The 12862-nt window shown below is 62.5% G+C and carries 4 protein-coding genes and 1 pseudogene (1 of these 5 only partly in view); all 5 read right to left on the bottom strand.

Going from position 1 to position 12862, the window contains the following annotated elements:
* Positions 1 to 16: 16 nt before the first annotated feature.
* Positions 17 to 358, bottom strand: a complete 342-nt coding sequence (locus tag F8N44_RS12360) for a DUF6124 family protein (RefSeq protein WP_412071511.1) — start codon at positions 356 to 358, stop codon at positions 17 to 19.
* Positions 358 to 724 (bottom strand): annotated as a pseudogene (locus F8N44_RS12355) (DUF6124 family protein). The gene F8N44_RS12360 and the pseudogene F8N44_RS12355 overlap by 1 nt, the downstream one beginning before the upstream one ends.
* Positions 725 to 1331: 607 nt before the next feature.
* Positions 1332 to 3290 (bottom strand): MacB family efflux pump subunit, encoded by a 1959-nt coding sequence (locus F8N44_RS12350; RefSeq protein ID WP_150650504.1) that lies wholly within the window; start codon positions 3288 to 3290, stop codon positions 1332 to 1334.
* Between the two features lie 2 nt (positions 3291 to 3292).
* Positions 3293 to 4441, bottom strand: a complete 1149-nt coding sequence (gene macA, locus F8N44_RS12345; protein WP_150650503.1) for a macrolide transporter subunit MacA — start codon at positions 4439 to 4441, stop codon at positions 3293 to 3295.
* 66 nt (positions 4442 to 4507) lie between these two features.
* Positions 4508 to 12862, bottom strand: partial view of a non-ribosomal peptide synthetase gene (locus F8N44_RS12340; protein WP_150650502.1) — the 3' portion only. The gene runs 9471 nt beyond the window's last position; only the last 8355 of its 17826 coding nucleotides appear in the window; its start codon lies off the right edge, out of view; it ends in the stop codon at positions 4508 to 4510.

The following is a 12862-nucleotide window of genomic DNA, read 5'->3' as shown; positions in this document are numbered from 1 at the left end:
TCCCCCTGGGAGAGGGTTAGGGTGAGGGCACTCCCGCGACGTGCTCCAATGCCTGACTCACCGCCAATTCCCCCAACATCACCACTTGCGCGATGCCCAGCAAGGTCTGGCGATGCGGCCCCTCCAGCATCCCGGCAAAATCACACAACATCACCGAGGCCGAGGCCAGCGATTCACAGGCGTTTGCCAGCAGGGATTCGGTATCGGTTTGCGGGTTGACCTGGAACATAGCGTTGGGCGTGTAGGGCGTGGCCATGATATTGGCCGCAGTAACCGGCGGGTCGGGTGTCTTGGACATAGGCTCAAACTCCTTCTGCGCAGCGAGGGAGCAGGCTCCCTCGCGCGACAGTTTCGCAATTAGTTGGGCAAGCGCTGATTGTCGAGGACGCGACTCACCACCAGTTCACTCAACATGATCACCTGCTGCAGGATCAGCATTTTCTTGCGGTGAGGGCTGTCGACCGAGTCGGCAAGGTCGCGGGCCATGTCACTGGCCGATGACAACGATTCGTAGGCTTCAACGAGCAGGGTTTCGTCATCAACGGTGGGGTCGATCAGGTAGATCTTGCCGGTTTTGCGGGTGGGTTTTGAGGTTTTGAGCGCGGAAGGATTGAGGTAGAAATTGATCGCCCGTTCTGTGGCCTCTTTGATGTTTTGAGGTTCGAGCGCGGCGTCGTAGGGGGATTGGATCGGTATCTGGTGGGTTGGGTGTGGCTTTGAACATAGATGAAGTCTCGTATCGAAATTAACCGGAGCCATCACTTTCGCTACCAAACGAAGGTGGCGGCCATGCGCGGGTTGGTAGACCGGTCGATACGGAAACCCGGCGCTCATGAATGAGCCCCACGCATGTCCACCATAAAAAACGCAGCCGCAAAAAGAGACTGCATAAGGTGGCGCCATACGGCGGTACCGAAGCGGGCTACCAAACCCGATCACTGATTTGCAGTGACAGGCAAACGATATATCCCGACCCATAGCCGCGTAAGCCGGCGGATTCTGGCGTACGCGTAGGTAACGACGCAAGGTGTTGTAGGCGGTATGACGTAACGGGTCGTGTAATTTAAACGGGCAATCGGCGTTGTGTTTATTGATGGAAAAACTGGATGGTGGTGGTTCGAGGTTTTGCGGTGTGTCAGTGGGATTTACCCCCTCACCCCAGCCCTCCCGAAACGTCGGACCGCCCCCAAGGGGGCGAGGGGGAAAGGGAGCCGATCTTTGTGCGCTTCAAAACCTGAGCTCGACTTGGTATCTCAGGTCGGTGTACCTCGAAAGAACACCGCGATCAGTCCCCTCTCCCTCTGGGAGAGGGCTAGGGTGAGGGTTCGCTTTTAATCCCGCGCCAACGCCTCAATCGGATCAAGCCGCGAAGCATTCCGCGCCGGCACAAAGCCAAACACAATCCCGATCAACGTCGAACACACCACCGCCGTCAGCACCGACGCCAACGAAAACACCATCTCCCATTCCTTGATAAACACCGAAAACAGGTGCCCGATGGCATACGACAGGGAAATCCCGATCGCCCCGCCCAACAGACACACCATCACCGCCTCCACCAGAAACTGCTGACGAATGTCCGACTGCCGTGCGCCCACCGCCATGCGAATGCCGATCTCGCGGGTCCGCTCGGTCACCGACACCAGCATGATGTTCATCACCCCGATACCGCCAACCACCAGGGAAATCACCGCAATCAGGGACAGCAGCAACGCCAGTGAGCGGCTGGTTTTCTGCACGGTCTGCAAGACGCTGTCGAGGTTGTTGGTGAAAAAATCCTTGGTGCCGTGGCGTTGCAGCAGTAGTTGGGTGACGTGCTCTTCCACCACTTTGCTCGGCTGGCCGTCCTTCATGCGCACGCTGATGCTGTCCAGATAACGCTGACCCAACACCCGCCCGGCCGCCGTTTCGTAAGGCACCCAGACGTTGAGGGTCTTGCCCGAGGCGAAGAGGCTTTTATCCTGCGCGGCCACGCCGATCACCGTGCACGGCAAGTTGCCGATCAGGATTACCTGGCCCAACGGATCGACGTCCTGCCCGAACAAACGCTGACGGGTGTTGTGATCGATGACCACCACCTGCGCCTGGCGCCGTGCGTCGTTTTCGCTGAACGCAATACCGGCGGCCATCTTGATCCCGCGCACTTTGAAGTACTGATCGCTGACGCCGTTGACCTGCGCGTCCAGATCGATATTGCGATAGCGCAGCAACAGGCTGCGGCCGATCATCGGCGTGGCGCTGTCGACGTAATACAACTGATTCAGCGCGGTGACATCGGCCGGCGTCAGGGTTTCGATGGCCGCTGCACGTTTGTCGCCGTAACTGCTGCCGGGATAGACATCAATGGTGTTGCTGCCAATGGCCGCGATGTCCTTGAGCACATAGTTCTTGGCGCCCTCGCCGACCGCTGAAATTGACACCACGGAAGTAATGCCGATGACGATGCCGAGCATGGTCAGCAAGGTGCGCATGCGGTGCGAGATCAACGCCACCCACGCCATGGCGAACGCCTCTTTGAACAACCCGAGACTGGCGACCAAGCGCCGCGACGCAGCGGCTTTCGGTGCTACCGGCTCTTCGCTGAGCAGGTGCGTGGTGTCGCGCTCGTTGACGCGGTCGCTGAGGATTTCGCCGTCACTGACTTCAATAATGCGCTCGGCGTTGGCCGCGACTTTCGGGTCGTGGGTCACCAGAATCACCGTGTGGCCCGCCGCGTGCAGCTCCAGCAGGATGCGCATCACCTCCTTGCCGCTGGCCGTGTCGAGAGCCCCGGTCGGCTCGTCGGCGAGGATCACTTCGCCGCCATTCATCAACGCCCGGGCGATACTCACGCGCTGTTGCTGACCGCCGGAGAGCTGGCTTGGCCGATGCGTCAAATGCCCTTCCAGACCCAGCCGCGCCAACAACTCACGGGCACGGGCATGGCGTTGAAGCTGCGGCGTGCCGGCATAAATCGCCGGCATCTCGACGTTGTGCATCGCGCTCAAATGCGGCAGCAAGTGGTAGCGCTGAAAGATGAAACCGAAGTAGTCGCGGCGCAGTTCGGCCAATGCCTGATTGTCCAGATCGCGGGTTTCCTGGCCGTTGATCCTGTAGCTGCCGGCGGTGGCGTAATCGAGGCAACCGAGGATGTTCATCAGCGTCGACTTACCGGAACCCGAGGCACCGATGATCGCGACCATTTCCCCGGCATGGATCGTCAGGTTGATGTTCTTCAGCGCGAGAAATTCGCGGTCGCCGGCGGTAAAACTGCGGGTGATACCGGTGAGCTGCAGCAGTGGTTCAGTCATGCTCAGGCCCCCGCCACATTGGTCAGCGGATCACCGATGACCACGCGATCACCTTCCGCCAGACCGCTATTGATCTGCACTTTGACGTTGTTGTTGATCCCGGTTTGCACATTGCGCGACTGCGCGTGGCCCTTGGCATCCAGCACCCGCACCGGAAAACTGCCATCGGCATTGCGCGGGCCGAGCGCCGCCACCGGCACGGTCAGCACTGCCTTGGCGGTGTCGAGGATAATGCGCACCTGCGCGGTCATCGAGATGCGCAAACGATGGTCGGGATTCGGCACCTCGAACAACGCGTTGTAAAACACCGCGCTGCTTTGTTTCGGCGTGCCGGCGGGCGGTGTTTCAAGAAAGTTCTGCGGCGCAGGGTCCGTGCCGCGCAGTTTCGCGTAGTAGCGTTTGTCCTCGCCAAGAATGGTGAAATACACCTCCTGTCCCGGCGCGATATGAATCACATCGGCTTCGGAGACCTGCGCCTTGACCGTCATGGTGTCCAGATCCGCCAGTTTCAGCAGGACCGGCGCCAGTTGGCTGGCGATCACCGTTTGCCCTTCTTGAGTGACCACGCCGACCACGTCGCCATCGATCGGCGCGACAATCCGCGTGTACGCCAGATTGACTTTGGCCGTGTCGATCTGGATGTGTGCACTTTTGATCTGCGCATCCAGCGACATCAGATTGGCCTGCTGCACCTGATAGTCAGACTCGGCGGTTTCAAAATCCTGACGCGAGATCGACGCATCGTCCTGCAAGTTCTTGTAGCGCTCGTAAATCGCTTTGGTCTGCCTCAGTTGAGCCTGAGTGGCGCGTTTCTGCGCTTGCAGGTTTTCCTCATCGACCTGGGCCTGACGCAGAGTGTTCTGCAGCACCAGCGGATCGATTTCCGCCAGCCACTGGCCCTTCTTCACCTTGTCGCCGACCTTGACCTTGAGCGACTTCAATTGCCCGGACACCTGCGCGCCGACGTCCACTTGCTTGATACCTTCGAGCAACCCGGTGGCCAGCACCGCGTTTTCAATGTCTCCGCGTTCCACCGGGGCGGTCAGGTATTGCGGTGCCTCGGCCGGTGCCTGCACCGCGTAGAACGCCAATCCCGCTACTGCCACCAACGCCAGACCCATACCGACTTTGCGCAACTTCGACTTTTCCATAAATGACCACAAGTCCGTTCAGGGGTGAGCCCGGCCAGCGGCCGGGTTCTGGTAGATAAACAACAATCAGGACAGCACTTGCCCGGCCGGCACTTTCAGGCCGTCGTGCCACCACGCTGCGAGACTGAAGACGTTGGGCGCCTTGAGAATCGTGAAGTGGTTGCCCGGCCCGTACCACACCGCCAGATCCGCAACCTGGCGTTGCCAGCCTTCGACCATCGCCGCTTGCTCGCGCTGATTGCCCCAGGCATCCAGCGTCGGGTCATCGACCAGTGCCAGCCGCACCGGGCCGGTGTAAGCCAGTTGCGGTTGATAGACCGTGCGCAATGCTGTGGCGAAGGTGCGTACCGGGCCGTGCATCGCATTCGGCGCCGCGCGCTCCGACAGCACGCCGGCGCGCACCATCCCGGCATGCAGCAAGCGCATTTGCGTAGCGTCATCAGCGTCGGCAAAAACCTGCGGATCGATCTCCAGCGACTTGCCACTGGACAGTTGCAGCGTGTCGATCAAGCGCTCCAGCGCCGCCGTGCCGGTATACGGTTTGCCCGCCGTGCCGTCGCCGCCGGGAGCTTCGCTGTCGATCAACGTCAACGATGCCACCTCGCGCCCGACCGCTTGCAACTGCGCCGCCATGGCATGCGCCACCCAACCGCCGAACGAATGGCCGATCAGGTGCACCGGACCTTGCGGGTAAGCCTGCGCGATCGCCTGCAGATAAAACGCAGCAGCGGCCTCGACCTGACTGTGCGGCACACTGCTGCCGTCCAGCCCGCGCGGTTGCAGTCCGATGATCGGCCACTCCGGCCCGATCGCTTCGGTCAGATGAATGAACCCGGTGACGCTGTCACCTGCCCCCGGTACGCAGAAAATCGGCGCATGCCCCACGTGCCCGGTCTGGATCGTCAGCAGCGGCTGATACACCGCCGTGGCGGGCGCGACCAAGGCCTCAAGTGCTTGAGTGATGGCCTGCCCCAACGCTTGAATATGCGGATTTTTCATCATGCTGCGGTGATCGCCGGGGATATCGATGCACTGCAACAGACGGCGATCGAAACGCGCTTCCCAACCGCGCGTCGGGCTCGACGCAGATTGCCCGTCCATCAGCGCCTGCGCGCGGAACAGATGAATCGTCTGGCTCGCCGGGCTGACCCGGTAATGCGCCAAGGCCAAGCGATGCGCCGCCTCGCGATCGAAGTAATGCCAGGCATCCGCTGCGCTGACCGTGGCCAGTTCCGGATCGGTCAGTTGCTGCACCTGGCAACGCTGGAACAGCGCGTGGAAATCCAACTGCTCCATCTCGGCTTCCAGAGCCTCGACCGCCGCCAACGCGGCGGTGCCATCGGCACCGAGCATCAGCGCACGCCCGCGGCAATGCCCGAGCAACTGACGCTTGTCGAGATCCTTGCCGCTCCACATCGCCTTGTCCTGGGCCAGCGAGTTGGGCGCGTAACTGTCGAGCATGCCGATGAAGTCCACCGGTTGATCCTGACCCAGCAATTGCTGGGCAACCTCATGGGCCAGCACTCCGCCGAACGACCAGCCCGCCAGACGATACGGCCCGTGTGGCTGCACCGAACGGATGATCCCGGCCATCCGCGTGGCCATGCATTCGATCGTGCGCAACTGTGGCTGACCCAGCGGCACGCCGGGCAGGCCATAAATCGCAAATTCGCCGCCAATGTGCTGCGCCAGCGTCGGGAAATACACGTCGCGGCCGCTGAATTCATGCACCAGGAACAGCGGCGTACCGGTATCTCCGGCTCGCACCACGACCAGCCCTTCCGGCAGTCCGGCCATTTCATCCTGAGCGAGCAACGCTGCCGCCGACTCGATGCTCGGGTGCTGGAACAATTCGGCCAGCGACACTTGCAGTCCGCCACGTTGCAGCAGATTGACCAGCCGCACCGCGAGCAACGAATGCCCACCCAATTCGAAGAAGTTGTCGTGACGACCGATCTGCTCGACGCCGAGCACGTCAGCCCAGATCCGCGCCATCGCGGTTTCCACCTCGCCTTGCGGCGTCACATAGGGACGGTTGATCACCGCGTCGGCGCCCGGCTCTGGCAAGGCCTTGCGGTCGACCTTGTCGTTGGGGGTCAGCGGCAATGCGTCGATTAGCACATAGGCGCCGGGCACCATGTACTCCGGCAAATGCTCGAGTACATGAGCGCGCAAAACCTCCAGGCCTGGCGCCTGCACCCCGGCGCGCAGGGTGTACCAGGCGACCAGACGCTCGTCGCGCACCATCACCACCGCTTCGCGAATCGCCGGATGTTCGATCAGCCGCGCTTCGATTTCGCCCGGTTCCAGACGCAAGCCACGCAGCTTGATCTGGAAATCGTTGCGCCCGAGGAACTCCAGATCACCGTCGTTGTTGTAGCGCGCCAGATCGCCAGTGCGGTACAGCCGATCACCGGCCACGAACGGACTGTCGATGAAACGCTCGGCCTGCATCTGCGGCAATCGGTGATAACCGCGCGCCACACCCACACCGCCAATGTGCAACTGGCCGCTGACACCCTGCGGCACCGGTTGATCGTAAGCATCGAGCACGTACAAGCGCGTGTTGCTCAGCGCCTTGCCGATTGGCACCGCGTTGTGCGGCACCGGCTGATCCGGTTCAAGTGTCCAGCCGGTGCTGTCGACCGTGGTTTCAGTCGGGCCGTAAACGTTGTGCAAACGCACCCACGGCAAGCGATCGCGCACCTGCCGCGCCAGCGCCGCGCTGAGTTCGCCGCCACCGTTGAGCACATCGGTGAGGCTGGTGCACTGGCTGACATCGGCCTGCTCAATGAAGTCCTGCAGCAGCGCCGGCACGAACTTGACCACCGACACTTGGTGCTCGCGAATCGCCTGCACCACATAAGCCGAATCGCGGTTGCCATCCGGCCGCGCCAGTACCAGACGCAGGCCGGAACACAGCGGCCAGAAAATCTCCCACACCGAACTGTCGAAGCTGAACGGGGCCTTTTGCAGCAACGCGCCGTTCTCGGTCGGCGGGCTGATCTGCGAGCCCCAATGCACCATGTTGCAGGCGCTGCGATGCTCGATCATCACGCCTTTTGGCAGGCCGGTGGAACCGGAGGTGTAGATCATGTAGGCGAGGTTCGCGGCACTCAGGCCCGGCACCTGCGGATCGTGATCGGGCTGCTGCCAATGACCTTGATCGAGGTCGATCAAGGTCATTGCAGGCGCGTCGAACAGCGAACGCGTCGCCGCTTGCACCAGCACCGCGACCGGCGCGCTGTCCTTGAGCATGTAGGCCAGACGATCCGCCGGATACCCCGGATCCAGCGGCACATACGCCCCGCCTGCCTTCAGAATGCCGAGCAGACCGACCACCAGATCAAGCCCGCGCTCGACGCAAATCGCCACGCGTGAATCCGGCTGCACGCCCTGTTCGCGCAAGTGATGAGCCAGTTGATTGGCCCGTGCATTGAGTTCGCGATAGGTGAGGCACCCGGATTCGGACTGCACGGCGATGGCCACGGGTTTAGCCCGTACCTGTGCTTCAAACAAGCAGTGCAACGGCTGTTCGAGTGGGCAATCGACTTCGCTCGCGTTGAAGTCGTGCAACAGGCGCTGACGTTCTTCCTGCGCCAGCAACGGCACCTGCTCCAGCAGCGTTTGTTCATCGCTCACCAGCGCAGCGAGCAAGCGCTGGAAGTAACCGACAAAACGCCGCACCGTCGATTCATCGAACAACGCCGTGGCATAACGCAGCGAGCCGCGAACGCCATCGGCGCTATCGCCGAGACTCAGCGACAGGTCGAACTTCACAAAGTGGCTCTCCCCCGCCACGCCTTCCAGCGTCAGCTCGCCAAGTTTCACGCTCGGGCCGTCATTGTTGTCCCAGCTCAGCAGGGTCTGGAACAACGCGCTGTGGGCCAGACTGCGCAGCGGTTTGCTGATGTCCACCACGTGTTCGAACGGCAGATCCTGATGCGCCTGCGCCGCCAGGGTTTGCGCCTTGACCCGCGCCAGCAACGCTTCGCCGCTGAGTGCGCCCGAGGTGTCGATGCGCAGGGCCAGGGTGTTGACGAACATGCCGATCAAGCCTTCGATCTCGGCGCGGGTGCGGTTGGCCACCGGCGAGCCGATGACCACGTCGGTCTGCCCGGACAAGCGACTGAGTAACATCGCCCAAGCGCTGAGGATCACCATGTACGGCGTCACAGCGCGACGTTGGCACAGCGCTTTGAGTCCGCGACTCAGCGGCGCGCCCAGCACTACGTCGATATGGCTGCCGGCAAAGTCCTGTTGCGCCGGACGCGGACGATCGGTTGGCAGGGTCAGCAACGCCGGGGCACCGGCCAGGGTCTGCTGCCAGTAATCGCTCTGCCGTTGCAGTACCTCGCCACTGAGCCAACGGCGTTGCCACACCGCGTAATCGCTGTACTGCAGCGCCAGCGCTGGCAACGGGTCTTGTTGGTCATGGCTGAAAGCTTGGTACAGCGCCGCCAGCTCACGGGTCAGCACGCCCATCGACCAGCCATCGGAGATGATGTGGTGCAGCGTCAGCAACAGCACATGGTGATCGTCGGCCAGACGCACCAGTCGCCCGCGAATCAGCGAATCGCGGGCAAGATTGAACGGTGCGCTGGCTTGCTCCTCGATCAGCCCACGCAAGGCATTATCGGCCTGCGGGTGCTGGCGCAAATCTTCAACTTGCAGCAACAGACCGGCCTCGGCTGGCACGATCAGTACCTGCGCCTGATCGTCGATCTGGGTGAAGCGGCTGCGCAGGGTTTCGTGGCGCTCGACAATGCGCGCCAGAGCCCGTTGCAGCGCGTCTTCATCCAGCCGCCCGCGCAGACGCAGGCCCAGCGGAATGTTGTACGCCGTGTTGCCACCGTCCATTTGCGCCAGGAACCACAGGCGCTGTTGCGCGAACGACAGCGGCAGCGCTTGCTCACGCGCTGCCGGCACAATCTCCGGCAACGTGCTGCGCGCGGCCCGGCTCAACACCTGCGCCACGGCTGCCAACTCGGGATTGGCGAACAGCTCGGCCAAGGTCAGCTCCACGTCCAGCTGTTGGCGAACCTGCGACAGCATGCGCATCGCCAGCAACGAATGCCCGCCCAACTCGAAGAAATTATCGTGTCGTCCCACCTGCTCGACCTGCAACAACCCGGCCCAGATGCGCGCCAGGTTTTCCTCCAGCGCAGTGACCGGCGCTACATAGACCCGGCTGAGCATGGCGGCCTGGGTCGGTGCCGGCAGCGCCTTGCGGTCGATCTTGCCGTTGTTGTTCAGCGGCAACGCTTCCAGTTGCACCCAGGCCGTCGGCAGCATGTACTCCGGCAAGCGCGTCGACAGTTGCGCGTGCAGTTCAACGCTGTCGAGTTGTCCATCGTGCGCGGTGAAATAGGCGACCAGACGCGGGGGCTCCTGAGCGTCGCGGCGTGCCAGCACCACGGCTTCCTTGATCCCCGCGCAGTTCAGCAGGCGGTTTTCGATCTCACCCAGTTCGATGCGGAAACCACGGATTTTCACCTGATCGTCGTTGCGCCCGACGCAATCGAGTTGCCCCGGTGCCAGCCAGCGCGCGAGGTCGCCGGTGCGATACAACAACGCGCCGGGTTTATCGCTGAACGGATCGCGGAGGAATTTCTCGGCGGTCAGATCGGCTCGGTTCAGATAACCCAGCGCCACGCCCTGCCCGCCGATATACAGCTCACCGGTCACGCCCATCGGCACTGGTTGCTGATGCGCATCGAGCACATAGACCTGAGTGTTGGAAATCGGCCCACCGATCGGCACGCTCTCGGCATTTTCCGCCACCTCCCGCACTTCGAACGTCGTGGCGTAGGTGGTGGTTTCGGTCGGGCCGTAGCAATGCACAATGCGCAGCTCCGGTGCCTCGGCGAGCAGCGTGCGGAACGCCGCCGGATCCCCACGCTCGCCACCACAGAGCAGAATGCGCAGGCCTTTGAGGGCTTGGGAAATCAGTTGCACGTACTGGTTGAACAACGCCGTGGTGACGAACAGAATCGTCGCGCCACTGGCATTCAGTTCACGGCCAAAGGCCTGCGGATCCAGCAGGGTCTGATGGTCGATGATCACCACGCGACCACCGTTGAGCAACGGCCCCCAGATGTCCATGGTGCTGGCATCGAACGCCGGGTTCGAGGCGAACACCACGCGATCCTGCGCATTGAAATCGGCATAACCGTTATTGAGCACCAAGCGGCCGATGCCACGGTGCGGCACCATCACCCCCTTCGGCGTGCCAGTGGAGCCGGAGGTGTACATGATGTACGCCTGCGACTCGGAAGACTGCACCAGGTTAGGGTTGTGTGTCGGTTGCCCGTTGAGGGTCAGCCTGTCCAGATCGATACGCGGCGCGGCGTAATCGATGACTTCGCCGCTCAGGGTCAGCAGCGCGGCCGCGCGACAGTCCTCGACCATGAACGCCTGACGCTCGCTCGGCGCGTGGATGTCCAGTGGCACATAGGCCGCCGCGCACTTGGCAATCGCCAGTTGCGCCACCAGCAGTTCCAGCGAGCGTGGCAGCAGGATCGCCACGTGATCACCCGGTTGCACGCCTTGGCCGATCAGGTGATGAGCCAGGCGATTGGCCTGCGCGTTCAGTTCGAAATAACTCAGCGATTGCGCGCCATGCACCGCCGCCACAGCCTTTGGATGCGCGGCCGCTTGTTGCTGGAAAATCCCGTGCACGGTCAGGGCCTGCGGGTAATCACGCGCGGTGGCGTTGAACTCGACGAGCAAGCGCTGACGCTCATCCGCCGCCAGTAACGGCACGTGTTCGAGTACCGCGTGATCATTGCCGACCATCGCTTGCAGCAGCCGCTGGAAATAACCGACAAAGCGGCGGATCGTCGATTCGTCGAACAGCGCCGTGGCGTAGTTCAGCGAGCCGCGAATCACGCCATTGACCTCGCCGAGGGTCAGCGTCAGGTCGAACTTGGCGATCTCGTCGGCGCCGGCTACAGCTTCCAGTGTCAGCTCGCCCAGCGCCAGTTGCGGCCCGATGTGACTGTCCCAGCTCAGAGTGGTCTGGAACAGCGGACTGTGCGCCAGGCTGCGCGACGGTCGGGTGATTTCCACCACCTGCTCGAACGGCAAGTCCTGATGCGCCTGCGCCTCCAGTGTCCGTGCCTTGACCCGTGCCAACAGCGTTTCGACACTCGGCTCGCCCGAGGTATCGATGCGCAGCGCCAGGGTGTTGACGAACATGCCGATCAAGCCTTCGATTTCCGCGCGGGTGCGGTTGGCCACTGGCGAACCGATCACCACATCGGCCTGCCCGGACAGACGACTCATCAGCAATGCCCAGGCACTCGTCAGGGTCATGAACAGGGTCACGCCATGCCGCTGGCTCAGGGCTTTGAGTGCGGCGCTCAGGTGTGGGTCCAGCACCACTTCGAGGTTGCTGCCAGCATAATCCTGATGCGCCGGGCGCGGACGATCGGTGGGCAGCGTCAACAGCGCTGGAGCACCGTCGAGGGTTTGTTGCCAGTAATCACTTTGCCGTTGCAGCACTTCACCGCTGAGCCAGCGTCGTTGCCACACCGCGTAGTCGCCGTATTGCAACGTCAGCGCCGGCAACGGATCGGGCTGGCCCTGGCTGAATGCCTGATACAACGCCATCAGCTCGCGGGTCAGCACGCCCATCGACCAACCGTCGGCGACGATATGATGCACGGTCAGCAACAGCACATGGTGATCGTCGGCCAGACGCACCAGCTGTCCGCGAATCAGCGGGTCGTTCTGCAGATCAAACGCCGTCGAGGCCTCCTTCGCCATCAACCTCTGCAAGGTGTCCTCGGCCTGAGGCTCTTGGCGCAAATCTTCCACACGCAGCAGCAGGCCGCTGTCGACCGGCGCAATCGTCACCTGCGCAGTGTCATCGCGACTAATGAAGCGGCTGCGCAGGGTTTCGTGGCGGGCCACGATGCGCGCCAGCGCCGATTGCAGCGCATCAATGTCGAGTCGACCGCGCAAGCGCAGGGCGATGGGGATGTTGTACGCCGAGTTGCCGCCCTCCATTTGCGCGAGGAACCACAGGCGTTGCTGGGCGAAGGACAAGGTGCCGTCACGCGTTACCGGGACAATCGACGGCTGGGTGCTGCGCTCGGCACCCGCCAGGCACTCAGCGACCGCCGCCAGTTCGGCATTGGCGAACAGATCCGCCAACGCCAGCTCCAGCCCCAACCGTTGCCGGACCTGCGCGACCATGCGCATCGCCAGCAACGAATGCCCGCCGAGTTCGAAGAAATGATCATGGCGCCCGACCCGTTCGACCTGCAGCACCTCGGCCCAAGTCTGCGCCAGGGTGGCTTCCATTTCGTCTTGCGGCGCGACGTATTCACGGGTGAACAGCGCCGCCAGATCCGGTTTCGGCAACGCCTTGCGGTCGACTTTGCCGTTGGCCGTCAGCGGCAAAGCGTCAAGCCG

Source organism: Pseudomonas fluorescens (assembly GCF_902497745.1).
Classification (GTDB): Bacteria; Pseudomonadota; Gammaproteobacteria; order Pseudomonadales; family Pseudomonadaceae; genus Aquipseudomonas; species Aquipseudomonas fluorescens_BM.
The sequence above is the reverse complement of the archived record's forward strand: the minus strand, read 5'-3'. Positions and strand labels throughout refer to the sequence as shown.

Excerpts from the sequence above, each read along its gene's own strand:
- F8N44_RS12350 (WP_150650504.1), bottom strand. The coding sequence starts at position 3,290 with ATGACTGAACCACTGCTGCAGCTCACCGGTATCACCCGCAGTTTTACC.
- macA (WP_150650503.1), bottom strand. The coding sequence starts at position 4,441 with ATGGAAAAGTCGAAGTTGCGCAAAGTCGGTATGGGTCTGGCGTTGGTG.